This is a genomic window from Sphingobacterium wenxiniae (assembly GCF_900116225.1).
Taxonomy (GTDB): domain Bacteria; phylum Bacteroidota; class Bacteroidia; order Sphingobacteriales; family Sphingobacteriaceae; genus Sphingobacterium; species Sphingobacterium wenxiniae.
Genome location: NZ_FOZZ01000005.1, coordinates 112,407 through 139,253, shown reverse-complemented (window position 1 = coordinate 139,253; position 26,847 = coordinate 112,407). Strand labels below are relative to the sequence as shown.

Here is a 26,847-nt window from a genome sequence, read left to right as displayed (position 1 = left end):
AGAATGAAACTACATTTACAGCAGAAACTAATCCAGCTTAACCGTTGGCGGATGGAGAAAATATCCAATCGAAATTTTTTAATCATATTGGCCTTTGTAGTAGGTATCATCGGTGGATTGGCGGCTGCATTACTGAAGAGCCTAACCCATTTTATAGCCTCGACCTTGCAGGATGATATCGAGTGGCATTTCAAATATTCGTTTTACTTTGTTCTACCCTTGATTGGGATTCTGTTAAGTGTACTTTACGTTCGCAAGTTTCTTCGTGGAAAGAAGTTTGAACATGGTGTAACACCGATTATTTATGCTATTTCCCGAAAATCCAGTAAGATTGAACCGCATAACATTTATTCTCAAATCATTACCAGTGCGATTACTGTTGGTTTTGGAGGGTCTGCGGGATTGGAAGCGCCGATAGCGTATAGTGGAGCGGCAATAGGATCCAATACTGCACGCTTTTTTGGCCTGCAGTATAAAGAGCTAACAATGCTGTTGGCCTGTGGGGCAGCTGCTGGGATTTCCGGAGCATTTAATAGCCCTATTGCAGGAGTGGTTTTTGCTATTGAAATACTATTGCCTGAATTCTCTATTCCCGTATTTATCCCTTTATTAATTTCGGCTGCATTGGCTTCTGTTGTATCTAAGTTGTTATACAGTGAGCCTCTCTTTCATACTACAGTATCGGATTGGGAAGTAGGGGCTTTGTTTTTTTATTTCCTTCTGGCAGCTTTGGTAGGGCTTTATACGATTTATTTTGCCAAATTGAGTACTGCTGTCAAAAACTGGTTTGGAAAAATCAGTAATCCCTATAAAAAAGTGTGGATAAGCGGTATAGCATTAGGAGGGATGATTTTGGTGTTTCCTGCGCTTTATGGGGAAGGGTACCTGACCATACAGCAGATTTTGGATGGGCGGTTTGATGCTATTGTGAAGAACAGCCTATTCTCGGATTATAAAAATATAGGCTGGGTTGTGGTCTGCTATACGGTTTTGACTTTATTTGCTAAATCATTTGCATCGCTGTTTACATTGAACGGAGGTGGGAATGGTGGGGTTTTCGGTCCTAGTTTGGTTATGGGAGGACTCTTAGGATTTGCGTTTGCTTATGGGGTGAACCAATTTGGAGTCGTTCAATTGAATGTACCAAACTTTGTGATGGCAGGGATGGCCGCCGCATTGGCGGGTATTATGCATGCACCACTGACAGGAATGTTCCTGATAGCGGAAATTACAGGGGGGTATACACTGATGGTGCCGCTGATGTTGGTGGCTTCCATTGCATACTTGATTAATCGATCGGTGTTAAAACACTCCATTTATACAAAGGTATTGGCAGAATCCGGGGATTTGCTTTCCTACGAAGATAAGGATAGGACAGTACTAAGTATGATGAAGCTACGGTATGTGTTGGAAACGAATTTTGTCGTGTTACGCCCAGAGCAGACCCCAGCGGAACGGACATCGGATATTATACATTCGAAGAGAAATATTTTTCCTGTAGTCAACGATAAAGGCGTCTTGTTGGGAATTTTATACAGTGAACGTCTTTTTTCCATCTTATTAGGCGAGGAAGAAGGGCGGGAGAAACCGTTTGAGCAACTTGTACAGCAGCCTAATGATATTATTCGGGATACGGAAAATATGGAAGTCGTTATGGCTAAGATGAACCGCGATGATATCTGGATCTTACCTGTGTTGGATACAGATGGAAAATATTTGGGTTTTGTATCTAAGTCGAGCGTATTCAATAAATACCGAGCACTACTTGCAAGACAAGGAAATTATTTAGCTTAACTTTTTTGACAGGCATCCACACAAAGTTGGACTTGTAAAGACTTCCGAAGTTTCGAAACTTCGGAAGTCTACGACAGACTGTCATACTGAATGCACGGTGATTAGCTTATGGCTGTTTAATCGCGCATACGCATTATTTTGCTTACATACTTTCCGATAATATCAAATTCAATATTGACAGGATGATCTACCTCTACCTTTTGGAGGTTCGTGTGCTCCAATGTATAGGGAATAATCGCTACCGAGAACCGGTCATCTAAAGAATTTACCACAGTGAGGCTAATGCCATTGACCGTAATGGAACCTTTTTCTACAGTAATATTTTGATGTTCTGGAGTGTATTGAAAGGTGAATAACCAGCTTCCATTCTGATCTTCCTTGGCTATGCAAATAGCCGTTTGATCCACATGGCCCTGGACTACGTGACCATCAAAGCGGCCATTGGCGGGGGTACAACGTTCTAAATTCACTTTGTCGCCAACTTGCAATTCACCTAAATTGGTTTTGCGAAGTGTTTCTTCGATAGCCGTAACCTGATGAATATCGTTCTGGATGCCCACCACCGTTAGGCAGACGCCGTTGTGGGAGACGCTTTGATCAACTTTAAGTTCTGGAGAAATGGAAGATTGTACGTAATAATGTACGTTGCTGCGGTCTCTTTCAATACGAACAACCTTACCTAAGGTTTCAATAATGCCTGTGAACATATTACTTTATATGGATTAAGATAAAGCCAATAGTGCAATTGTGCACCAAAATTGCCATAAATGTACGGAATAAGCAAAAGAATTTCCTATAAAAAGCTGTTTAAAGATAGGAGAACCCCTTTTGACAAAAAAAATAAAAAAATATTTTGCTTAGTGTATTTTTTACACTATCTTTGTGTCATCATAATTTAGGTTTATAATTGGTTAGTTAAGGTTTCCATTCTCCCCGTTTGGAAACCTTTTTTTTGTTCCTGATAATCAATATGTTGTCTTAAATACCGCTAAAATACAGAAAATAAAGGCGTAAATATTTGCAAGTTATGGGTGATATGCCCTAACTTTGCAGTAGGTTTAGGTTGATTATCCCGTTCACGGGATTATATTTAGAGCCTGAGAAATCTCTCCGATTCTCTCAGGCTTTTTTTATTGGCGTCGGGATTATAATCCCGACGCCAATAAAAAATAACTAGAATTTATAAGTAATACCCGCTCCCAGGATCTGTCTAATCTGTAAGGCAGGACGATTACCAACAACATTTCCATTCTCTATTTTAGGTATTAGAGTATTGTCGTCATAAATCAATTGTACACCGGCATTAACTGTGATAAACTCGTTAACTTTCATGAATAAGTTTGCTGTATAATCCACATCGACATTTTGTGGATCTTCCAAATAATTGGAATATAGCTTCAGAATATTTTCAAAAGTTACATTCTCCATAATTCCCACTTTGTAGTAAGCGTCCAATGAAGCACCAAACTCGAAACGGGAACCCTTATCTGCATCGAGCCCATAACTTGTTCGGAGATTCTCATCACCTACAAATACAAAACGAGCGGCTGCAGGAGATATGTTCACTCTGAAATCATCTGATTTCTTGTAGGCAAAACCGGGACCGAAGCTTAAATATGCTGGAGCAAAAGCCCCTGATATCTTTGATTTTGGTGTAGTTGTATAGTCATACCCATTGGCAAATTGCGTGTTAAAGTTCATGTAGAAGGTGTAAAGCCAATGTTCTGTTGCTTGATACCCCAATAAACTGTTAAGAGCTATACGGTCATCGTTTTTGCGCCAATCTGTTTCTTTCTGAAAAGTTTGCCCATAGGCTGCCAATAATTTGTTGTCCCAGATCCACTTGTCTTTTTTGTAGTTAAAATCATAGTTGAAGATTAAGTTGCCTGCAAAGGAATTTACCCCGCCTGCAGCCCAATTGGAAAAAGAGCTTTGGTTGATAAGGAAAGTGTTTTCACCTTTGATTGTCCAGTTTTTTGTGGTATCTTCTTGTGCATAAGCCGTAGACAGAAGGCTAAGCATAGCTATAAGAAGGAAATGTTTAATCTTGTTCATAAGCATTTTTTTAATGGAATAAGTTTAATTTTGAATTGAAATTAATTATTATTTACAAAAATAACGAAGTAAAAGACTTTTCTTTGTAGCCATAAATCCACAGTATTAGTATGAAAATTACCCTGATATGTATTGGTAAAACAGATGAAAATTATATCCAATCGGGCATAGAGAATTATCTCAAGCGGTTAAAGCATTATATTACCTTTAACATGTTGGTGATACCGGATGTTAAGCAGGCAAAGAACCTTACTCAAGCGCAGCAAAAGAGTAAAGAGGGAGAGCTTATTTTGAAAAATATCAGTAACCTTGATTTTGTAGTACTTTTGGATGAAAAAGGAAAAGAATATACCTCGAAACAATTTTCCGCGTTTATAGAGCAGAAGATGATCGGTTCAGTGAACCATTTGGTATTTGTTATCGGAGGTCCTTATGGTTTTGCAGAGGAGGTGTATGCACGGGCTAATCAGCAATTGTCACTGTCCAAAATGACCTTCTCGCACCAGATGATTCGTCTGTTTTTTGTAGAACAGGTCTACCGAGCATTTACGATTTTACGTGGAGAACCCTATCATCATGAATAATTTTATGTAATTTCAAACTTTGAAACATCCTATAAAAAAAGGAGGCACTATGGATATGAATAAATTTAAGCGGGATTATCGCTTTAAAAGCGAACAATCTTATACAGAAGGTAGAAGAAATAAAACGCTGATTGTCATTTGTATAGTAGTGATGATTGTTCTGATGTATTTATTGAAAAGGTAATATTAAATATAAGGTTGATGGCATACCATGAACCCTATATTTAGATTTTTATATGTTCCAGAAAATTTTTCCAGGCTACTTTGTCTGTTTTGAAAGTAAGGTCTGCTTCCGTTAATTCCTGTACGGGTACAAAACGGAATACTTCCATTTTTTCCTGTTGTTTTTCTTTCGAGAAGTCAAAAGGACTTTTTTTGATATCGAAAGTGATAGGGCTTAGGGCTTTTACCTGGTAATAAATGGATAGGATCTGACTTTCGTTGAAGCTGGATTTCTCATAGAAATCAGTCGTATAGATATGCTGTAGAACATCAATTTCTAATTGGCATTCCTCTAAAAACTCACGTTTTAAGGCTTCTATCAATCCTTCACCATATTCCAATCCGCCTCCAGGAAATTTGGTGAAAGAGACCCGTTGGGTTTGTTCATCACTAATCAATACTTCATTGTCTGCGGTGGTCAAAATGCCGTACACGCGTACATTAAATAAGAACATGCCTCTAATCTTTTTTATAGGTCTTTGAAAGATCCTTGAGATAAATATTTTTAAATTCTACCGGTTGCCCCTCGCTTTGTAGTGCAATAAATCCCTCTTTGAGTAGTTTCCCGTCTGGTTTTTCAGCGGGATTATGGTTGTGGATTTTGTCGCCTCCGATTTGCGGTTTGCTGTATTGGAGCACGGTGTCACCTTCAATGATATGGGTGACGAGGGAATCCCCCAGTACAATCAACTCTGCTTTTATCCATTGGTCGCCGTCATAAGTTTTGGACGTAGAGTTGATGCAGTGCCCTTCGTAAAGTTGCCCTTGGTAGACAATATGTGTACCTGGTGAACACATGTTGCCGGTGGGGCGTGGTCTGCCGTCGCCTAATCCTCCCAGAAATTGCATTTCTACAGATATGGGCCAATCTTGATCCTTGGTCATGTTGCGCGGGTCTTGTGAATGGAACATCAAGCCGCTGTTCCGCAAGGTATAGGAGGGCGCTCCCGCCTGTAGTTCGCCGATGAAGCGATATTCTAATTTAAGATGATAGTAGGAATAAGGCGTGTCATAATATAAATGCCCGAACCGGTCACCAAAATCACCATATCCGTCATAATTCACCTGAATAACCGAGTCTTGGATACGGAAAGTGTTCGCAAAATTGTTCCCCGCTTCATAAGAATATATTTTAGGGGTCCAACCCGTGAGGTCTTTGCCATTAAAAAGGGGGATCCATTCCTCATCGTTGATGCTGGACTTTGCCGTGTTGCAGGAAAAGATCAAAAACGATATTGCAACAACAAGGGGGGTAAAGGTAATTCTTTTTATCATCTTACAGGGATTGGAAACCGTTTTCAATACTGAGCTCGTCAATGCCGAAGAAAGAATAATGCTTGGGAAGGAACCATTGCAAGGTCGTCATTAGGTCATTGAATTCTTTTTCCGTAGCGAATTGGGCGGGCATCATATTGAAGACCAAGTCTTGTGAAACCAAATCCTCATCCGTGTAATTTCGGGCAATCAGCATGATTTTAGGATTCTTGACGCCCGAATACTGTAAAAATTCTTTGATATGCTTGCGCAGGTAGCTTGGGAAGATTTCTTCCGAAGGTTGTCCAACCAATATTTCTTCGTCATTTCCTAACACCTGCTGTGAAGAGGTTGGCGTAGAGAATGTACTCTGATCCGTGTAAAAAGAACCGTTTAGCTTTAAATTCACCAAGTCACCATAGGAAAAAGCCCAATCAGGCTGCCCCAGATGTGCATTGATCACAATGCCAAATCCCTGTTCCATCAGCACGTCAAGCTGGTTGTCGATGACGTAAGCTTGAAAGCTTTCGTTGGTGCTAACTGTTTGCAATTGGATATAAGGGAAGCCGTCGTTGCTCATGATAACTTCGGGCTCACCTAATTTTAAATTGGCACCCGCAATGTTGCTCAAAAAGCTGTCACGCCATTGGGCATCACGCTCGGCAAAGGAGATCGTCATCAATTCGTTGATAATGATGGTTTTCTCCAGATCGCCCAATAGATTCGCGGACGATTGATATTGTTCTTTGTTTTTCTTCATCTTCTTCTTCTATCCAAAAAGAGCCTAAAAGTAGCGATTATTGGTGTAAAGAAAAATTTCTTTTGTGAATTTATCGTTTCGCCTCTATGCCCCCGAATGCGTTCGGGGCACAGCGGCGAGGCATGGTACTTTTTTAGAAAAAAGTACCCAAAAAGCGTCGCTGAAAAGCTTTGACCAGAGAGATAGTGCTAAAAATATCTTCCTACATGGTCAAAACTTTTAAGGCGACATTTTTCTGTTAAGGAAAGGTTAGTGCGGAAAATTTATGCATCCGCCGTCTTTGTCATCCTGACGAAGGAAGGATCTGTAAACTATATATACTGCATAACGAATAGATGTCTCCTATTGTCGAAAACTTGTCTCGGCTCTGACGAGGACAGGCCACCTCGGATGGGACAAAGGGTTTATCTTCGATGAGCTCCCTTCGGTCGGTTTGGTCACTTTTGCTCTACAAAATTGCGAAGCAATCATCCATTCCATAAGAAAATAGACAATCATGGATAACTGACGCCCTGTCGCGGTTCAAGCGACAAAAAGAAATGTTTAATAAAATCCTCAGTATATTAATATAGATAAAATAAATGAGTTGTCTCTGAATTTGCAATATTGTAATTAGCGATAAACCTTATATTTTTATTACTTTTGCTAAAACGACAAATTCAAATATGTCAGATACCACCTTACATACACATAACAGTCTTGAACATTCAAAAATTAGCTTTGAAGACTTCTGCGCTATTGTGTTAAACGATTATAAGCTTGCTTTGCAGAGTCGATACGCCAGTTTGTTGGGACGAAAGGAAGTCCTGACAGGAAAAGCGAAGTTTGGTGTTTTCGGCGATGGCAAGGAGCTTCCACAATTGGCTATGGCGAAAGTTTTCCGGAATGGAGATTGGCGATCCGGCTATTATAGAGACCAGACTTTTGCCTTTGCAACAGGTATCACTACCTTATATCATTATTTCTCCCAATTATATGCAAACCCTGATTTAGAGGCCGATATCTCTTCGGGGGGAAGACAGATGAACTGTCATTTCTCTACGCAGTTATTGGATGCGGAGGGAAATTGGCTGAACCAGTTGGAGCAGAAAAACTCGGTGTCGGATATTTCCACAACTGCTGGACAAATGGCTCGGATAGCTGGGTTGGGTTTAGCTTCGAAGCTTTATCGCGAAAATCGGGAATTGGACTATCTGACTTATTTCTCGCAAAAAGGAAATGAAGTGGTCTTCTGCTCGGTGGGTAATGCATCCACCTCTGAAGGTGTTTTCTGGGAAACGGTGAATGCCGTAGCCGTAAAACAGTTGCCTGTGATTATTTCTATTTGGGATGATGGTTACGGAATTTCTGTGCCAAACGAAATCCAAACCACAAAATCTGATATTTCAGAAGCTTTGAAGGGCTTTCAACGTGAAGGTGGTAGCAATGGTGTAGAAATTTTTAAGGTACGTGGCTGGGATTATCCTGCTTTGTGCGAGGTGTACGAGATGGCGGAGAGATATGCTCGGGAAGAGCATGTGCCCTGTATTGTACATGTGACCGAAGTAACACAGCCACAAGGGCATTCGACATCGGGTTCACATGAGCGTTACAAGTCTCCGGAACGTTTGGATTGGGAGAAGGAATACGATGGTAACACGAAGATGCGGGAATGGTTAATCGATTCTGGCATGGCGACCGATGAAGTATTGACTGCGATAGAACGGGAAGCCAAAGAACATGTTCGTCAGGAACAACGTAGAGCTTGGGCAGACTATCATAAAAATTTACAGGTTGATTTGGATGAGGCTGTAGCATTGTTATCCAAAATCCATCATCCTATGGCAGAAATGCCTTTAAAGACTTTACAGTCTTTGGGCGAACCATCCTTGAAAGAAGTATATGCACAGGTAAGGAGGGCGATTCGTGATTTACGAGGAGAGGCCTCGGCAGAAAAAGACGCTCTGATCGCTTGGTATCAAGAGAAGCAAGAGGTCAATTATGGGCGATATAATGACAAGCTCTTTACTGATACGGTAGATTCGCCCTTGCTGAAGCCTGTGCGACCTGCTATTTATGCAGAAGACGCACCTTTGGTGGACGGGAGAGAAGTACTGAATGCTTGTTTTGATGCTAATTTTGAACGGGACGAGCGTATCTTGGCTTTCGGCGAAGATGTAGGTAAGATAGGAGATGTCAATCAGGGTTTTGCGGGGTTGCAGCAAAAGTTCGGTGAACATCGAGTTTTTGATACAGGTATTCGTGAATCGGTTATCATTGGTAAAGGAATGGGCTTAGCACTGCGTGGGTTAAGGCCGATTGCTGAGATACAGTATCTAGATTACTTGATTTATGCAATGCCAGTGTTGAGCGATGACTTGGCGAGTTTAAGTTACCGCACAAAAGGTACACAGAAATCCCCTGTAATTGTACGTACACGTGGACATCGTTTGGAAGGGATATGGCATTCGGGTTCGCCTATGTCGGTGTTATTGGGTGGTTTGCGTGGCTTGCATATCTGTGTGCCGCGGAACATGACTCAAGCTGCTGGAATGTATAATACGCTTTTGCGTTCGGATGAGCCGGCTTTAGTAGTCGAAAGCCTGAATGGTTACCGATTAAAAGAACGTATGCCGGAAAATGTGGGGGAATTTATGGTGCCTATTGGTATTGCAGAATGCATTCGGGAAGGGAAGGACGTGACTGTAGTGTCGTATGGTTCGACGTTGCGTGTTGTACAGGAAGCTGCTATAGAGTTAGAGCGTCTGGGCATTTCCATCGAGATTATTGATGCGCAGTGTCTGCAACCTTTTGATCGAGAAGATATATGTGCAAAATCTTTGTCCAAGACCAATAAGCTTCTAGTCGTCGATGAGGATATGCCGGGAGGAGCCAGTGCGTATATCTCACAGCAGATATTGGAAAGACAAAAAGGATATTATTACCTGGATGCACAACCGCGTACAATAAGTGCCAAAGCGAACCGGCCACCTTATGGTTCGGATGGAGATTACTTTACCAAACCATCCATAGATGATGTGGTCGAAATGGTTTACGAAATGATGAATGAATACGATACCGGTAAATATCCGGCTATTTAGATAAAAGAAAAGCGGAGCATTGCTCCGCTTTTCTTTTATCTAAATAATGATGCAGCTCCTATGATGGCTGCATCTTCTGCATATTGCCCCGTAAAGACTTCAAAATCCTCGAACGCTTCTGGTTTGTAGCTGCGGATAATGCCCCATGCTTTGGCAATGTTGCCGCCTAATATGAACGTATTGGACTGATGCTTCTGCGAAAAGAATGATAAAAAGTCGTGTAGCGATTCGGTATATTCTGTCATCAATTGCAGAAAAGCATCTGTATCTTGATGATGTTGGAGAATATTTTTAAAACCGTTTTCACGGATGCCAGACAACTCAAAGAAGCGTTTTGTAAACCATCTGGTTACTAAAAATTCTTCAAAAATACGATCTTTATAAGGTGCACTCCATAAATTAGCATCAAAAGCTTTTTCTCCTTTTTGCCAAACGGCAGACCCTAGTCCTGTTCCAAGGGTAATCCCCAATATTTTCGGGCGGTCTTCCAAAGCTCCGGCGAATACTTCACCTTGCAAAAAAGCAGCCGCATCGTTGATATAGCGTATGTCTATGTCTGCCCCTAATATGGCTTTAAGATCGCCGTTTATCTCTTTTTGATAAATCTGGTCGTACTTATCCTGATTTTGCATTAATGAAATGCCAACCTCGTAGTCGAAAGGTCCGGGCATAGCGATACCGAGTGCTGTAATTGTTTTTTTTGATGCAGCTATGGATTGCTTTATGGCGTGAGTCCAGAAATTAAAAATCGATTTAGCATCTGCGCTTGAATCCACAGCGTTGCGGAAGGTCGTGCCTTCTATAATTTCCCACGTGGAGATGTCGACAATAGCGGATGTAATATGTGTACCTCCGATGTCAGCTGCTACTACCCAATTACTTTCCATACGCGTAAGCTTGATTGCGTAACAGATGGTCTGCAATAACCAGTGCTGCCATGGCTTCAACAATAATAACGGCACGAGAAACTACACAAGGATCGTGACGGCCTTTGCCGGAGATGCTGGTATTGTCACCGGCTTCATTCAACGTGTTTTGGTCACGCATAATAGTTGCCACTGGTTTGAAGGCTGTACGGAATGTGATGTCCATTCCGTTGGAAATGCCACCTTGTATACCACCTGAGAAATTGGTGCGTGTTAGTACACGTTCGTTTTCTTTAACAAAAATATCATTATGTTCTGAGCCCCGCATTTCCGAACCCGAAAAACCGGAGCCATATTCAAAGCCGTGTACGGCGTTGATGCTTAGCATGGCTTTGCCTAAATCGGCGTGTAATTTGTCAAACACCGGCTCTCCTAACCCCACAGGAACATTCCGGATAATTGTGGCTATTTTTCCACCAATGGTATCGCCATCTTTGCGAACGGAATCAATTAAGCTAATCATTTCGTTAGCGGTGGCTGGGTCGGCACAACGAGCAATGTTGCTTTCGCGTACGTCTAATAGTTTCGTAAGGTCTGTCGAATCTAGGTTAGGAGCTTCTAGCGTTCCTACTGCTGAAACATGGGCAAATATTTCTATGCCTTGTTGTTTTAGAAATAGTTTGGCAATAGCGCCAGCCGCTACACGAGCTGCAGTTTCGCGCGCTGATGAACGCCCGCCTCCGCGGTAATCGCGAATACCATATTTCTGCTGATAGGTATAGTCAGCATGTGAAGGACGGTACTTGTCTGCTATATGGGAATAATCTTTGGAGCGTTGATCCTCGTTTGGAATGAGAATGGCGATAGGTGTTCCTGTAGATTTGCCTTCGAATACACCGGACAAAATTTGAGCGGTATCACTTTCTTTGCGTTGGGTAGTGATTTTGGATTGTCCGGGTTTGCGCTTGTCTAGCTCGGATTGAATAAACTCTTCGTCAATCTCAATATTTGGAGGGCAGCCGTCGATGATAACGCCAATAGCTTTGCCATGTGACTCGCCAAAGGTAGTGATACGAAACAGACTGCCGAATGAATTTCCTGCCATAATCTAATTAATATTGGGGGTAAATATAGCCAATTCAACAATAATCTTTTCAAATTATTGTTGAATTGGGCTGCTTATTCCTGAATTTGGAAACCTTGGTTTGACAGATGCTGCCAAAAGTCAGGGTAAGACTTCTCAACAACCATAGGTTCATGGATTGTCAGTTGAGGAAATACCAATGCCAAGGGGGCAAAAGCCATAGCCATGCGATGGTCTTCGTAGGTGTCAATATCTAAGTTTTCAGGCGTATAGATATTGGCTGTTCTAATATGATAAACTTCGCCATCGGCAATCAGCTCTGCGCCAAATTTGGCGATTTCTACTTTCAGCGCATTCAACCTGTCGGTTTCCTTGATTTTCAAGGTTTCTACACCTGTAATCGAAATGTCTCTTTTTAATGCGGCGGTCAGCGCCACGATTGTCTGCGCAAGATCCGGACATTCTTTGAAATCAAATAAAGTCTCGGAAGAAACTTGTGCCGTTTTAGTCAGATGCAGACCGTCATTTTTAAAAGTGCTTTCTACACCAAAATGCTGCATAATATCTTTGATCGCAATATCACCTTGCAGGCTGCTTTCTTTTAACCCGGGAAGTACAATGTGTCCGTTGTCTGAAAGAGCGACGATAGCGTACCAGTAGGAAGCTGCACTCCAATCTGGTTCTACATAGATAGTTGTTGGTTTATACGATTGCGGAGCAATCTGTATACTGTTGTCTTTCCATGTATGTGTGATTCCTGCTTCCTGAAGCATGTTCAGTGTCATGGTTACATAAGGTCGGGACGTTAGTTCTCCTTCTATATCTAGTGTTAACCCTTTTTCCAAAGAAGCGGCTATCAGTAAAAGCGAAGAAATGTACTGACTGCTTACGTTTCCTTTGATAGAAACGCGTTCATTTTGCTGTGTGAGTCTACCTTGGATACGGATAGGAGGGTAGCCCTGCTGCTTTTCGTATCCGATTTTTGCCCCTATAGCATGGAGTGCATCTACTAAAATACCGATTGGACGCTGTTGCATACGCTCTGTTCCGGTAAGGATAAATTCTCCTTTGATCGTATTCAGGTAGGATGTCAGGAAGCGCATGGCTGTTCCTGCTGGTCCAATGTCAATGGTTGTGACAAGGCTTTTATCCGCATCTTGCGCGCGGCGCAAGGCCGCTTGCATGATGACGGTGTCAGCAGCTTCGGAAAGGTTCTCTACTTGGACAAGACCCTTGCTCAGCGCCTGGATAATAAGTGCACGGTTGCTTTCGGACTTTGAGCCCGTTAATTGTACCGTGCCTCCTATTTGTTTGGAGGGATGCGTTAGCCGAATGCTTGTTACGTTCATTAGGCCTCCGCAACAGGTTTAGTGTTCATCACCTCGTTTTGTTTTCTAATCGATTCGTTATGCAATAGCTCTAAGTATTTTGTCGCGAAATCATCGCTCAATGTTAAAGCTCTTGCCAATTGTAAACGTTTTTCAACGATTTCGTCCCAACGGCTTACCTGAAGGATGGTTACGTTGTTGTCACGTTTATATTCGCCGATTTTCTCTGCGATTTTCATGCGATCGCCGATCTGCTTCAAGATTGCATCGTCCAGCTGGTCGATCTGTTGACGTAATTCTGCCAGTTTATCTTCAAAAGCAGGATTGTTAGATTCCGGACGGCGTACAGAAAGATTGTCTAATAAGTCAGAAAGAGCTGCAGGCGTTACCTGTTGTTTGGCGTCTGTCCAAGCTACAGAAGGATCGATATGCGATTCGATAATCAGGCCTTGTAAGTCCATGTCCATTGCCTTTTGAGCGATGTATGGGATTAACTCTCTGTTACCGCAGATATGGCTTGGGTCATTGATGATAGGTAACTCTGGGCAAGCAGATTTCAATTGTATAGCCAAATCCCACATCGGTTCATTACGGAAAGCTGTTTTCTCGAAAGAAGAGAATCCACGGTGGATAGCAGCTAATTTTTTGATACCTGCACCGTTGATACGTTCCAATGCACCGATCCATAAGGATAAATCAGGGTTCACAGGGTTTTTAACTAATACAGGAACGTCTACGCCTTGCAATGCATCAGCAATCTCTTGTACAGTGAATGGGTTTGCTGTAGAGCGTGCGCCTACCCATAGGATATCTACGCCAGCAGCCAAAGCTTCTTCAACGTGTTTCGCTGTTGCAACTTCCGTTGCTGTCAATAAACCTGTTTCTTCTTTTGCTCTCTTTAACCACTCCAATCCAATGCTTCCGATACCTTCGAATTCTCCCGGACGGGTACGTGGTTTCCAGATACCAGCACGCAGTACGTTCACTTTACCGGTATTCGCTAATAAGTGTGCTGTAGAAACTACTTGTTCTTCTGTTTCGGCACTGCATGGGCCTGCAATGATTAAAGGCTTATCTCCTGTATCTAACCAAGATTTTAAAGGGACAATGTCTAATGTATGTTTCATTTTTTTATGTAATTTTTTATGTTTTCTTTATTTATCCTCACCCCAATCCTCTCCCTCGTCAGAGTCGAGGCACAGCAAAGGAGAGGGAGTAATCATATCTCCCCTCCTTTGGAGGGGTCGGGGGAGGATTATACTTTCTCGTTTTTAATATATTCACCCATGATGGTGAAGTTGATAGTGTGTTTCAGTACTTTTCGGATTGCAGCATCGTAATCACCTTGCTTTTTCCATTCCACATCGACGTAAAAGTCATATTCATTTCTTTTTCCAACGACTGGCATCGATTGAATCTTGCTCAGATTGACATTCTGCTCAGCGAAGCATTGCAGTACGTTGGCTAAAGCTCCTACTGCATTTCCAGTCTGGAAGGATAGGGAAGCTTTGTTGGCATTTTTGTGTTCCACAAGCTCGTTGGAAAGAATAAGAAAACGTGTTGCATTCTTTTTGTTGGTTTCTATCCTTCTTTCGAGAATTTCCAATCCGTAAATTTTTGCAGCTAAAGCACTGGCAATGGCAGCTGTATTTTTTAATTGATTTTCTACAATTCCTTTTGCACAGGCAGCAGTATCCATGCCCTCTTTGATGGTCCACTCGGGATGATCTATCAAAAACTCGTCACATTGGCGGATGGCAATGGGGTGGGATTCTACGAACTTAATATCCGATAGCTTCGTGCCGGGCAGTGCCAGAAGGTTTTGCTGTATATTTAGATGTACTTCGCCAACGATATGGAACCGGTAATCCCGCAAAAGATTGTAGTTTGGTAGGATGCTCCCTGCAATCGAATTCTCAATGGCCATGACCACGTAGTCCGCTTTGCCTTGCTTGAGCATGTCACAGGTCTTCTTGAAGGATTCGCATTCTACTGTTTCGATATCTTCACCGAAATATTTGTACGCAGCTTCTTCATGAAATGAGGCTTTAACCCCCTGTATTGCTATTCTTGTTTTCATCAATTGTTTTTATTCAACGCTTTCTTGCACAAAAAGAGTCCCGGATTTAATGACCCGGGACTCTTTTTGTTGGTTATTTATCGCAACATATTAATCCCGGCTTTTATTGTTAAAATAAAAGAATCCAAAGTAAAAATATGTTGTATATGTTCTCATGTCTCGAATTAACATTTCAAATGTAGAAGTAATATTTTAATATCCAAAATAAATTCAAAAAAATATATTTTATGTATATAAAATATGGTAGAAATTTTGATTAAAAATTGGGTGTTTTTAATGAGTGTTTTTTAATTGTTTAAAATTTGTAATATGCTTATATTTAGTTTTTTATTGTTTTTATTTTGTTTTATTTGTTGAAAAAATACACTAAAATTAATGAAATTTTATAGATTTTTTAATGTAAAATTAATGTATATTTTGTTGTTTATTTTTTATTGTAATGATGTGTTTTGTTGATTGAAAAATCCTAAAATATAGGTTTTGTTGAAAGAGCAAAACCTATAAGGTTTCAAAACGGCGAAGCCCTCAACGAAGTTAAACCTTATAGGTTTGTAGTTAATATCGCTACTTATACCTAACCTTTACATTAATTTGTACATTTGGAATTTCATAGTCATAAGGTATATGAAGCAAGAGCAATTATTCTATGTGGTACGTGTTTTTTAGTGTTATTTGTAGTGTCAGTGTTGCGGTTATTATCAAATTGGCAAAAGGGAGAGGTTATAAATATTTACATCTTATTGTTTGGAACTACCCTGTGGCTGCTTTGGCAACCTATCTTTTGTTAATGCCTCAGGTAGGGCAAGTGATATGGAGCGAACTTCCTTGGGACCTTTATCTGCCTTTGGCTGTGTTGTTGCCCACTATATTTCTGTGTATAGCTTATGCCATACAATACAGTGGTATCGTTAAGACTGAAGTTGCCCAGCGTCTCTCTTTGTTTATTCCCTTGTTAGCGGCTTTTTTTATTTTTAAGGAGCATATTGGCACAACCAAATTGATCGGTATAGGCGTGGGTATATTGGCTATTTTATTTTCCATTGGCTGGAATAAAAAGGGACAAAAAGTCCCGACAAAAGCTTGGGGCTATCCTTTGGCGGTATTCCTAGGTATGGGGATTATTGATGTTCTGTTTAAGAAAGTTGCCCTATATCAAGGAGTTCCCTATTCCTTTTCCATGTTTGTGGTGTTTGTTGGGGCGATGGTTCTGTCGTTCTTGTTTTTAGCATATAAACTTCTAAAGAGGCACGAGCAGCTGAAATTAGGTTCTTTGTTCTGGGGAATCCTTTTGGGATTGTTTAACTTTGGCAATATCTTGTTCTATATGAAGGCGCATCGTGCCTTGCCGGATAGCCCATCCATTGTTTTTACGGGTATGAACATTGGTGTTATCCTATTGGGGGCAGTGATTGGTGTTGTGTTTTTTAAGGAAAGGCTATCCTTTTACAATAAAATAGGTATAGGGCTGGCCATGATTTCCGTCTTAATTATTGCATATCTGTGAGTTTATTTGAAGATACTTATTTTACGATTGATGAACCGTCCGAAGGGTTATTTCGGGATAAAGGAAGCAAGTTTATAGCGTATGCTTATCCGTTCAAATCGGAATCGGCATTGAAAGACATTATTGCAGACTTGAAAGCGCAGCACCCTAAGGCGCGACATCATTGTTGGGCGTATAGGTTGACACCGGATCGTTCTGTGTACCGGGTGAATGACGACGGAGAACCCTCCGGAACAGCGGGGCGACCTATTTTGAATGCTTTACTTTCAAAAAATGTGACCAATATCCTCGTAGTTGTAGTTCGTTATTTTGGGGGAACTTTATTGGGTGTACCAGGATTGATCAATGCTTACAAGACCGCAACACAAGAAGCTTTGGAAGCGGCGGTCATTGTCGAGAAAACGGTCAATGATGTTTATCGGATTTCTTTTGACTATTTGCAGATGAATGATGTTATGCGTTTGGTGAAGGATGAAAATTTAGTTATATTGAACCAGCAATTTGACAACCTATGTGTGATGGAAGTGGAGGTCAGGAAATTGCAGGTTAACCAAGTTGTCGGGAAACTGGAAAAATTGGAACAGGTTCATTATACTTATGTGACTACATTATGATTGCAGACTCGGAATTGATCTTAAATGCGGATGGAAGTATCTATCATCTTAATCTTTTACCGGAGGACTTAGCCTCAACTATTATTTTTGTAGGTGATCCGGACCGTGTGGCTGAGGTATCCAAGTACTTTGACCATATCGAGGTGAAAAAAGGCAAACGGGAGTTTATTACCCATACAGGACAGCTCGGAGGGAAGCGCATCTCGGTTATTTCTACGGGAATTGGTACGGATAATATTGATATCGTATTTAATGAAATTGATGCATTGGTCAATGTTGATTTTGCCACACGTTCATTAAAGTCCCAGTTGACGAGTTTGGATATTATCCGTATCGGAACGTCGGGATCTATTCAGGGGGACATCAAGATGGGGACTATTCTGGCAAGCGAATATGCCATAGGTTTTGATGCACTGATGCAATACTATGTAAAACATTATTCCGAAGATGAGCAAGATATTCAGTCGGCTATTATGCAGCATTTTCCGGATATTCGATTAACGCCGTATGTAGGTAGCGCCAGCAAGCGATTATTGCATAAAATAGCGCAGGACTTACCAAAAGGAATCACGATGACAGCTCCTGGATTTTATGCTCCTCAAGGAAGATCTGTGCGTTCAATCAATGTATTTCCGGACTTAATACAGAAAGCAAATAGCTTTCGGATAAAAGGTAGATTCATGACCAACTTGGAAATGGAAACCGCAGGAATTTATGCGCTAGCAAATATGTTTGGACATCATGCGCTTTCTATTAATGCCATCCTCGCTAGTCGGGTGAATGACTCCTTTTCCGCTAAGCCACAGGAAATCATTGACGAAGCGATACGTTATGTATTGGATAGGGTGTAATAGTGGTTTAATCGTTTAGGAGGTTAACTGTTTAGAAGTTTAATCGTTTAACCAATTAACCAGTTCACTAATTAATCCAAATTAACCATTCAACCCTTTCCGGCTGGAATCAAAACGTAACAAAATAAACAACAGTATCGTAAAGCTCCATAAGGAAGATCCACCATAGCTGATAAAAGGTAGTGGAATTCCGATTACCGGTACAATACCGATGGTCATGCCGATATTAATGAAGAAGTGGAAGAATAGGATAGAAGCTACACCGTAGGCATAGATACGGGCAAATGCTGTTCGTTGTCTTTCGGCGATATGTACAATCCGCAATAGTAGAAAAAGATAAACGCCTACCAATAGGATACTTCCTACAAAACCCCACTCTTCACCAATAGTACAGAAAATAAAGTCGGTGCTTTGTTCTGGCACGAAATTGTATTTGGTCTGTGTGCCTTGCAGATAACCTTTCCCCCATAATTGCCCGGAACCGATGGCAATTTTGGATTGGTTGAGGTTATACCCTTGTCCGCGAGGGTCATCCATTTTGCCTAAGATAATATCGATACGGTTACGCTGATGGGATTGAAGGATGTTTTCGTAAGCAAAATCTACACATAAAATGTAGAGGGAAGAAGCTAAGAATAAAAGGCCTATGCTTATCAGGTATTTTCGTTTTCTGCGCAGGCTGTAAGCGAACAGTCCGCAGATGACAAAAAGCACAGCTATCAATATCCATTCATTAGGCACTAATAGCGCCAGTACAAACAATAGAATAGCTAATCCGGACAACAATAAAAAAGTATTGCCTACATATCCTTCTCTGTAAAACACAAAAATAAGTGCAAAAAAGGCAAGAGCCGAACCGGTATCCGGTTGCAACATGACCAATGCCACAGGAAGCAATACAATAGCTGCCCCTATCAGCAAAGTTTTCATGTTGGGACTTTTATTGGTCTGTGTACTTAGGTAAGAAGCCAAGAGTAAACAGGTGGCCAATTTACCGAATTCAGAGGGTTGTAGACGAAAGCTACCTAACGGTATCCAAGCCTGATTTCCGCCCACATTTCGCCCGACGATCAGTACGATGATTAATAATATAATCACGACCACATAAATAATCGGAGAGACCGAAATAAAGAACTTGGCATCGATGATAAGAATACTGAAAGCAATCAGTATAGCCGTGAATATATAGATAGACTGCTTACCATAGTTTGTGGCCAGGTTAAAAAGCCCTGGATTTTCAGGGTCGTAAACAGCAGCATGTATATTGAACAGTCCGATGACACAAAGGATGAACCAAAGCAAGATGGTTAGCCAATCGATACGGCCAAAGAAACTTTTTTCGTTGAGATTAGTCATTCCGTCTTCTTACTTGGCTATGGTGTACAAAATATTCCTGTTTGTTTGCTTTGGCTTGTGCTGTTTGGCCAGCTTTAACCGAATCTTTTTTTGCTGGAGAGGGAGCTTGTTTTACTTCCTCTTTCTTTGCTGTTTTCGGCAAGAGATTAACATTGTAAATCCTGTCCTGAATGTATTTTGGTAGTGTGATGGTATCTTTTAAATGTTTTTCTACCAACATACTCGCGATCGGGCCTGCCCAGGTGCCGCCATACCCGGCATTTTCCACAAATACTGCGATGGCTATCTTGGGATTTTCGCGCGGAGCAAAGGCGAAGAACACGGCATGGTTTTCACCGTGCGGATTTTGTACTGTCCCTGTTTTGCCACACATCTCTATATCCGGGATGCGGACACTTGTTGCGGTTCCCCCAGCCATATTTACAGCTCGGCTCATACCTTCAATCACTGGGTCATAATACTTAGCATCCACACCAGCATGGATTTTTTCCCTGTACTCATCCTTGACAATTCCTTTTTCACCGATAGCTTTTACGAGGTGGGGGCGGTAATAGAAACCACGATTGGCGACAATAGCCATGATATTGGCCATTTGTAGAGGTGTGATCCCTAGTTCTCCTTGGCCGATGGAAAGAGAAATGTTATAACTGGAACGCCATTTTTCACTACCGTACCGTTTGGTATACCAAGCCGACTCCGGGATAAACCCACCTTTCTCGTTTGGTAGATCAATTCCTAACGGACTTCCCAGTCCAAACTTTGTCAAACTTTCTCGCCAAAGGTCATAAGCTTTTGGTCCTGACATACCGCGTGAATCGATCATGCGCGCATAAGTATAGCCATAATACGTGTTGCAAGAACGTTGGATAGATTTGATTAAGTCGGTCGCTCCGTCTACGTGCGTACAGCGCATAATGGCTCCACGACCGTAACGATAACCTCCTGGACAGTAGAAGGAAGTCTGGGCATTAATGACACCTGCTTGTTGCGCGGTAAGTGCAGCAACGACCTTGAAGACCGAGCCTGGAGGGTAAGAGGCTTGAATAGGACGAATAAACATCGGTTTGGTCGGGTCATTCAAAAGCTTCATATAGTTGTTTCCTCTTTCACGTCCAACCATGAGGTTTGGATCGTAAGAGGCACTGCTCACGAAAGCAAGGATCTCTCCGGTAGCCGGTTCGATGGCGACAACAGAACCTAATTTGTTTTTCATTAAACGTTCGGCAAGTACCTGCAGATCTTTGTCCAAGGTGGAAACCAAACCATCACCCGAAACGGCCAAGGTATCATATTTCCCTTCCATGAAGATACCTTGCGGACGGTTCAGCGCATCGACCATCTGATTTCTTACGCCCCGTTGCCCACGAAGCAAATCCTCATAAGAACGTTCTATTCCACTAGCTCCGATATAATCTCCCGGGCGGTAAAAACCATTCGATCGTTCAATATCTCGGTCATTGACCTCTTGGATATAACCCAGTACCTGTGGCGCAATACTATCTGGGTAGCTTCTTACGGTACGGTTTTGTACGTAGAAACCACGGAATTTATAGAGGTGCTCCTGCAGTTGGGCATAAGTGGTTGCGGGAAGTTGTTTCTCGAAAATAGAGGCTCGGTAAGGAGAGTGGTTTCTCGCCTTTTCCATGCGGTTTACAAAGCCTTGCATGTCAATATCGATAATCTGACAAAGAAGAGCTGTGTCAATATCTTTTACCTCTCGCGGAGTGACTAGTAGATCGTATACGGGTTCGTTCTGAACCAATACCTGTCCGTTCCTGTCGAATATTACTCCTCGGGCAGGATATATAACAACTTTCCGCAAGACATTGTTGTTTGCAGAAAGGAGATACGATTTATCGATAATCTGTATATAGAAAAGTCTTGCGACAATAATAAGTGCAATGACGATGAAAATGCCTTGAATGACATATCTGCGGGCAAAAAAGCTATTCATGTAGATGAACCTTTTTTAATTAAAAGTTACTGACTCGTGATTTCTTCCGATATATCAACAAACTTAACAATAAAATCAGCAATATGGTAAAGATACTGCTCATGATTGTACCGGCCAAGGTGTATAAAATATTGGTAAAGGAAAAGATTTCAACGAAAGAAACGGTAATCTGATGCACTAAAGTACCGATACTGATATACGTTAGGAACCACTTAATCCCCATTTCGGACAGAGAAGGGGTAATGAAGGAGTTTTGCATGTCCACCTCAATGGTTACGCGCATAAACGATATGCGGAACAGTCCTAAAACTACGCACGCAGCGGCATGCACACCGATGGAATCGTAGAAAGCATCCAAGGTGAGCCCTGTAAGGAAACAAATCAGAAACAGTAAAAGGTTGGGAAGTCCAACAGGCAATAGAAAGATGAAAAGGATATACGGGAAAGGCGTAGCCAGATTGTAATACCCCATGTTCTTGAACAAGGCTGCCTGCAAAACAATCAAGATGACAAAGCGGATGATGTTGTATAGGATTACTTTACCCATTGTTCTCTGTTAACTCCTCCAAAGCCTGTTTTTCGTTAACCATTAAATCCTTTACGATATATACATGATGTAAATTACTGAAATTTGTGGAAAGCCGTATCTTCAAGTCAAGAAAACTCTCTCCGGAAGTAATACCCGTTTCCTCGATTTCGCCGACCTGAATTCCCGCAGGGAAAAGCGAATAGCCGGAAGTATAAACTTTTTCACCTTTTTTCACCTGTACATGGTTGGGGATATCACGCACCATACCAAAACGCGGATCTATATTTCGTCCCCATACCAAAGAGCCAAAAACCTCAGAGCTATCAAGTGTGACCGAGATCTTTGTATCGGGATGTAACAAGGACTGTACCGTACTAAAATGCTTGGAGGTCTGGACGACAAATCCTACTACGCCATTGGAAGTTATCACCCCCATACCTTTTTCTATGCCGTCCTGAGCACCCTTGTCCAAGGTTAGATAGTTGTTCTTCAGATGTATACTGTTGTTGGCGACTCCGGCAACAATGAAGCTATATCGTCCCTGTTCGATGGAGTCAACAATATGTACCGTATCAGCCGATGTATCAGCTTGTAAGAGATTCTGTATTTGCTGTCGAAGGAGTACATTCTCCTGTGCCAGCTTTTCGTTAGTCTCGTTGAGGGATAAATAACCCTTCCAGGCATTAACCTCTTTATAGAATGAACCGATAACCGTGTTGGATGAGTTGACGAAGTAAGCGCGCTGATAGCTATTGTTACCCAACACTAAGATGATAGAAACCGTGAAAAACAAGATGAACCAAAACATGGCATTGTATTTTTTAAGAAATAGCCAAAGGTTTTTCATCTGTTCTTTGTCTCTGCTGTTTTATAATTTGTTTTCGGTGTATTTAATAGCGTAGGGGCAAATCATCATTTGCCCCTACGATGTACGTTTTTCTTATCGATTCGTTTTACTGCATCAAAAACTTAAACCGACCAATGTTTTTAAGTGCAATGCCCGTGCCTCTTACTACAGCACGAAGTGGGTCTTCGGCTACATGTACCGGAAGTTTGGTTTTTGCTTGAATACGTCTGTCTAATCCACGCAATAAAGCACCGCCACCTGTTAGGTAAATACCTGTTTGGTAAATGTCGGCAGAAAGCTCCGGAGGGGTAATCTCTAGAGCCTTTAATATAGCTTCTTCGATTTTAGAGATAGACTTGTCTAAACAATGTGCTATTTCCGTATAGGATACCGTTATCTGCTTTGGAATACCGGTCATCAGGTCACGTCCTTGCACAGCAAAATCGGCAGGAGGGTCTGAAAGTTCCGGAAGTGCGGCACCTACTTCGATCTTGATTTTCTCTGCCGTACGGTCACCGATCATAATGTTATGCTGACGACGGATATATTGTACAATATCGGAGTCAAAGTTGTCTCCGGCAACACGGATGGATTGGTCACATACAATACCCGAAAGTGCAATAACGGCAATCTCCGTTGTACCACCGCCGATGTCAATAATCATGTTTCCGACAGGTTCTTCTACATCGATACCAATACCTACAGCTGCAGCCATAGGTTCATGGATTAAGTATACTTCTTTGGCCCCGGCAATTTCTGCAGAGTCACGAACGGCACGTTTCTCTACCTCGGTAATGCCAGAAGGAATACAAACTACCATACGCAAAGAAGGGAAAAACCAGGATTTTCCGTTGTTGACCAATTTGACCATCCCGCGGATAAGATGCTCAGCAGCAGTGAAATCAGCAATGACACCATCGCGCAATGGGCGAACCGTTCTTATATTATCATGTGTCTTACCTTCCATCTGCATGGCTTGACGTCCAATAGCAATCACCTTATTGGTGGTGCGGTCGAAAGCCACGATAGAAGGTTCGTCTACGACTACTTTATCATTATGGATGATGAGGGTGTTGGCAGTCCCCAAATCGATTGCAACTTCTTGCGTAAACCAGTTAAATAACCCCATTTGGCGTGTGTTGTATTTTTTGTAAAAATTAATTGCGAAATTAAGTAAAAAAAATTGTTTTATCGATTCGATTTTTGTTAAATCAGTTTAAAGTTATTTTTGTTTAAGGTTTAAAGTTTTCTTTGTTCAAAGTTTAAGTTTTAACAAATTAGGAGGCTGTACCATAATTAAATATTAAGTTGAATACCGCTGGTGCACGCGTGCCGCATGACCCCATACTGTCCTTCGTCTGTCGGGGTGGGATATATGACATTTGTTTGCAACAAATCATTGTACGAAACCTATTTTATTGCATTACAAATACAAACGGACTAAAAACACGCATTCTTCATGTAGGAGACTTCCGAAGTTTTCGAAACTTCGAAAGTCTAAAGCTTAGGAAGTATCTACCTTCTCTCGTAAGATTAATCGCAGCGGTATCTTGTGAGAACAAATAATCTAAGTTTTCAACTTAGCTGTTACGACCAAGTTGAAAATTTGATCTATCCCAGTCACAAGCTATAAAAGCTTGCGACAGCAAGGGGTCTGCTTTATTATTCTCTCCCCATCCCTCTCCTTTGCTGTACCTCGGCTCTGACGAGGGAGAGAGCCTGTCCCGGCTTTGACGGGAGATTAAGGGTGAGGACTATTTCACTACTTCAATACCCCAATATAATAATTATACGTATCGACCTTAAGATCTTCCAATCGCTCCACCTTTAGCGGGATAGTTTGAAAGCGGTTGCTGATTTCAAAACGTATCCATTCTCCATCGCCAATAGCTAGGTGTATTGGCATGTGAAACTGTGGGGCTTCGGCTATCCAGCGACAGGCCACCTGTCCATCATCAAGCTTTTTAATTTCTAAGGTTGGGATACTGCGATATTTTACATATTGTTCGAAAACCTTGCTTAAATCGAGGCCGCTTTCTTGGTTGACAAAATTGACGATGTCTTCGTAATTTACGGTCTGGTGATAGAAATGCTGGTTCATTTTTCGCAATATATCACGCCATTTCGCGTCATCGGCAATCATGGTGCGGATCATGTTGTGCAATACGCCACCTTTCAGGTACATGTCGCCCGATCCTTCCCGGTTTACGCCATAAGGCCCTTGCAAAGGTCTGTCGTTTAGGATGCCGTTGCGGTTGCCGTGTACATAGGCTTGACTGGCTTCTTTTCCATAGTAATAGTCGATGAAAAGTGCTTCCGAGTAGTTCGTGAAACTTTCGTGTATCCACATGTCGGCTATATCTTTTGCCGTGATACTGTTGCCAAACCATTCATGCCCTGATTCGTGTACAACAATAAAATCCCACTTCATACCCCAACCAGAGCCAGAGCCATCTCTACCCAAATAACCATTCTGGTATTTGTTGCCATACGCCACAGCACTCTGATGCTCCATGCCCAGATGCGCGGTTTCCACCAGTTTATAGCCATCTTCGTAGAAAGGATAGGGACCAAACCAGTGCTCAAAGGCTTGCAGCGTCTCTTGTGCATTCTTTTGGAGATGGGCAATCTTGTCCTTGTTCTCCTTTAGTACATAATAGTCAATGGATAATGGACCCTTTTCCCCGGCGTATGTCTCTTGTATATGCGCATAATCACCGATATTGATAGCTACATTGTAATTATTGATGGGGTTGACTACCTTCCAGTGGTATTTCGTGTAATTGTCTTTTAGTTTTTCGGTTTTAACCAGGCGACCATTGGACACATTCATCACGCCATTGGGAACGGCAACGGAGATCAGCATGCTGTCCACTTCGTCAGATTGATGGTCCTTATTAGGCCACCATACACTAGCACCTAGACCTTGACAGGCTGTAGCTACCCAAGGCTTTCCGTTGCTGTCTTTCTTCCAGTCGAAACCGCCATCCCAAGGGGCGCGGGTAGCTGCAATGGGCGTGCCGGAATAATATACGGTGAAAGAATCGATTTTGCTTTTTTCTATAGCTATCGGAAAATCGACAAAAACGGCGTTGTGTTCACGTGAGAAAGATAGGGTTTGACCGTGATATTCGACTTTGTCTACGGATAGATTATCAAAGAGATCAAATTGTAGACGGTCAAAATTTTCAACAGCTTTGAATTTAAAAAGATTGCTTCCTGATAGGAACTTTCTGTCGATGTCGACTTTGACATCCAAGTGGTAATATTGTATATCATAACAGGTACGCAAAGGCGTAAGTGTACCGCGCAGGGAATCCGCTTTGGTAAATAATTCTTTGGCTTTTAGCAATTGGGCATGGCTTTGTTGCCATGAAATCAGGCCGGCGATCAATGCAAATAATGAAAAGAAGTTCTTCATGTTAAAAAAGGTGTCTTTGCGTTATGAAGGGTAAAGATACAAATTCTCCGGTGGCAGTACCTTTTTAATACCCGGTTTTTTCACTATTTCTTATCAGTCTTTATGTGCAGGATTTGTCTTTATCGGTGCAAAATGTGAAGTATGCAATTGTGCAAAATATGTGTTTAAAGCATATACTTCATTTTTTGGCTACGTTGCTTTTTTAAATAAAGTATACCCTTTGTAAATGCGCTAAACCCCGTTTTTTAGGAAACGATTTCTTTCCTAATTGAAAAAATACACTTCGTGATGTCAAAGAGATACTTCGTGCTGTCAAGTATATGCTTCAGCGGATGAAGCGTACACTTAAAAAGTTAAAGGAGATACTTCAACTGTTCGCGTATATACTTTAACCTTTGAAGTATATACGTGAGGACGACAAGGATATACTTCGGAAGATAAAGTGGAAACTTTAAGACACGAAGTGGATATTTGGTTGCGGAAAGTAAACCGATTAAAGACGTCCCTAAAGCCTTTTGAAACCGTATAGATGACTTCCAATCGGGAAGTATATCCTTCAGCTGTATAAACAGACACTTGGTGGGCTGAAGTATATACTTCGCAGTATACCGAATAAACTTGATGGTTGTAAGGAGATACTTCGTGGTTTAAAGTATATGCTTCG

22 protein-coding genes are annotated in these 26,847 nt (G+C 41.6%); 6 read left to right on the top strand and 16 right to left on the bottom strand.

Features of this window, described 5'->3' with window-relative positions; genetic code table 11:
* Positions 1-3: 3 nt before the first annotated feature.
* The gene (locus BM375_RS08475; RefSeq protein ID WP_093365219.1) at positions 4-1,794 is read left to right on the top strand and encodes a chloride channel protein; all 1,791 of its coding nucleotides are present in this window, start codon (positions 4-6) and stop codon (positions 1,792-1,794) included.
* A gap of 116 nt (positions 1,795-1,910) precedes the next feature.
* On the opposite strand, the gene BM375_RS08470 is transcribed toward BM375_RS08475, so the two are convergent.
* Both BM375_RS08470 and BM375_RS08465 read right to left on the bottom strand, forming a co-directional pair.
* Positions 1,911-2,501, bottom strand: coding sequence for a riboflavin synthase (locus BM375_RS08470; protein ID WP_093365217.1), 591 nt, complete (start codon positions 2,499-2,501; stop codon positions 1,911-1,913).
* 466 nt (positions 2,502-2,967) lie between these two features.
* Entirely contained in the window at positions 2,968-3,849 is an 882-nt protein-coding gene (locus tag BM375_RS08465) for a DUF3078 domain-containing protein (protein ID WP_093365414.1), read from the bottom strand.
* Between the two features lie 110 nt (positions 3,850-3,959).
* On the opposite strand from BM375_RS08465, the gene rlmH reads away from it, so the two are divergent.
* Entirely contained in the window at positions 3,960-4,433 is a 474-nt protein-coding gene (gene rlmH / locus BM375_RS08460) for a 23S rRNA (pseudouridine(1915)-N(3))-methyltransferase RlmH (RefSeq protein WP_093365216.1), read from the top strand.
* A gap of 224 nt (positions 4,434-4,657) precedes the next feature.
* Here rlmH and BM375_RS08455 read toward each other — a convergent pair whose 3' ends face one another.
* The 3 genes from BM375_RS08455 to BM375_RS08445 are packed head-to-tail and all read right to left on the bottom strand — an operon-like array spanning position 4,658 to position 6,669.
* Positions 4,658-5,110, bottom strand: a complete 453-nt coding sequence (locus tag BM375_RS08455; RefSeq protein WP_093365214.1) for an NUDIX domain-containing protein — start codon at positions 5,108-5,110, stop codon at positions 4,658-4,660.
* Between the two features lie 4 nt (positions 5,111-5,114).
* Positions 5,115-5,930, bottom strand: coding sequence for a 3-keto-disaccharide hydrolase (locus BM375_RS08450; RefSeq protein WP_093365213.1), 816 nt, complete (start codon positions 5,928-5,930; stop codon positions 5,115-5,117).
* Position 5,931: 1 nt separating this feature from the next.
* Positions 5,932-6,669 carry a hypothetical protein gene (locus BM375_RS08445; protein ID WP_093365212.1) on the bottom strand — a complete coding sequence of 246 codons (738 nt, stop codon included), beginning with the start codon at positions 6,667-6,669 and terminating at the stop codon, positions 5,932-5,934.
* Between the two features lie 665 nt (positions 6,670-7,334).
* Here BM375_RS08445 and BM375_RS08440 point away from each other — a divergent pair.
* A complete protein-coding gene (locus BM375_RS08440) occupies positions 7,335-9,749 on the top strand; it encodes an alpha-ketoacid dehydrogenase subunit alpha/beta (protein ID WP_093365210.1) in 2,415 nt (804 codons plus the stop codon).
* A 35-nt stretch (positions 9,750-9,784) separates the two neighbouring features.
* On the opposite strand, the gene BM375_RS08435 is transcribed toward BM375_RS08440, so the two are convergent.
* The 5 genes from BM375_RS08435 to BM375_RS08415 all read right to left on the bottom strand — a co-directional run bounded on the left by BM375_RS08435 (position 9,785) and on the right by BM375_RS08415 (position 15,107).
* Positions 9,785-10,636, bottom strand: a complete 852-nt coding sequence (locus BM375_RS08435; protein ID WP_093365209.1) for an ROK family protein — start codon at positions 10,634-10,636, stop codon at positions 9,785-9,787.
* On the bottom strand, positions 10,626-11,720 hold the full coding sequence (aroC, locus tag BM375_RS08430; RefSeq protein WP_093365207.1) for a chorismate synthase: 1,095 nt from the start codon (positions 11,718-11,720) through the stop codon (positions 10,626-10,628). The genes BM375_RS08435 and aroC overlap by 11 nt, the downstream gene beginning before the upstream one ends.
* Positions 11,721-11,794: 74 nt before the next feature.
* Positions 11,795-13,048, bottom strand: a complete 1,254-nt coding sequence (aroA, locus tag BM375_RS08425; protein WP_093365206.1) for a 3-phosphoshikimate 1-carboxyvinyltransferase — start codon at positions 13,046-13,048, stop codon at positions 11,795-11,797.
* A complete protein-coding gene (locus BM375_RS08420) occupies positions 13,048-14,154 on the bottom strand; it encodes a chorismate mutase (RefSeq protein ID WP_093365204.1) in 1,107 nt (368 codons plus the stop codon). The genes aroA and BM375_RS08420 overlap by 1 nt, the downstream gene beginning before the upstream one ends.
* A gap of 128 nt (positions 14,155-14,282) precedes the next feature.
* Positions 14,283-15,107: a prephenate dehydratase gene (locus BM375_RS08415; RefSeq protein WP_093365202.1), complete on the bottom strand. Its 825-nt coding sequence runs from the start codon at positions 15,105-15,107 to the stop codon at positions 14,283-14,285.
* A gap of 646 nt (positions 15,108-15,753) precedes the next feature.
* Here BM375_RS08415 and BM375_RS08410 point away from each other — a divergent pair.
* Genes BM375_RS08410 through BM375_RS08400 form a run of 3 tightly spaced genes read left to right on the top strand, consistent with a single transcriptional unit; the run spans position 15,754 to position 18,076 of the window.
* Positions 15,754-16,611 (top strand): DMT family transporter, encoded by an 858-nt coding sequence (locus BM375_RS08410; RefSeq protein WP_093365200.1) that lies wholly within the window; start codon positions 15,754-15,756, stop codon positions 16,609-16,611.
* On the top strand, positions 16,608-17,225 hold the full coding sequence (locus BM375_RS08405; protein WP_093365198.1) for an IMPACT family protein: 618 nt from the start codon (positions 16,608-16,610) through the stop codon (positions 17,223-17,225). The genes BM375_RS08410 and BM375_RS08405 overlap by 4 nt, the downstream gene beginning before the upstream one ends.
* Positions 17,222-18,076, top strand: coding sequence for a nucleoside phosphorylase (locus BM375_RS08400; RefSeq protein WP_093365196.1), 855 nt, complete (start codon positions 17,222-17,224; stop codon positions 18,074-18,076). Before BM375_RS08405 ends, BM375_RS08400 begins: the two co-directional genes overlap by 4 nt.
* 81 nt (positions 18,077-18,157) lie before the next feature.
* Here BM375_RS08400 and rodA read toward each other — a convergent pair whose 3' ends face one another.
* From rodA to BM375_RS08370, 6 genes are all read right to left on the bottom strand, one after another.
* Positions 18,158-19,432: a rod shape-determining protein RodA gene (gene rodA, locus BM375_RS08395; protein WP_093365194.1), complete on the bottom strand. Its 1,275-nt coding sequence runs from the start codon at positions 19,430-19,432 to the stop codon at positions 18,158-18,160.
* On the bottom strand, positions 19,425-21,386 hold the full coding sequence (gene mrdA / locus BM375_RS08390) for a penicillin-binding protein 2 (protein WP_093365192.1): 1,962 nt from the start codon (positions 21,384-21,386) through the stop codon (positions 19,425-19,427). Before mrdA ends, rodA begins: the two co-directional genes overlap by 8 nt.
* Before the next feature lie 19 nt (positions 21,387-21,405).
* Positions 21,406-21,933, bottom strand: a complete 528-nt coding sequence (locus tag BM375_RS08385) for a rod shape-determining protein MreD (RefSeq protein ID WP_093365190.1) — start codon at positions 21,931-21,933, stop codon at positions 21,406-21,408.
* The gene (gene mreC / locus BM375_RS08380; protein ID WP_093365188.1) at positions 21,926-22,762 is read right to left on the bottom strand and encodes a rod shape-determining protein MreC; all 837 of its coding nucleotides are present in this window, start codon (positions 22,760-22,762) and stop codon (positions 21,926-21,928) included. Before mreC ends, BM375_RS08385 begins: the two co-directional genes overlap by 8 nt.
* Positions 22,763-22,868: 106 nt before the next feature.
* Positions 22,869-23,891, bottom strand: coding sequence for a rod shape-determining protein (locus BM375_RS08375; RefSeq protein WP_093365186.1), 1,023 nt, complete (start codon positions 23,889-23,891; stop codon positions 22,869-22,871).
* Positions 23,892-24,524: 633 nt separating this feature from the next.
* The gene (locus BM375_RS08370; protein ID WP_093365184.1) at positions 24,525-26,183 is read right to left on the bottom strand and encodes a M1 family metallopeptidase; all 1,659 of its coding nucleotides are present in this window, start codon (positions 26,181-26,183) and stop codon (positions 24,525-24,527) included.
* Between the last annotated feature and the right edge of the window lie 664 nt (positions 26,184-26,847).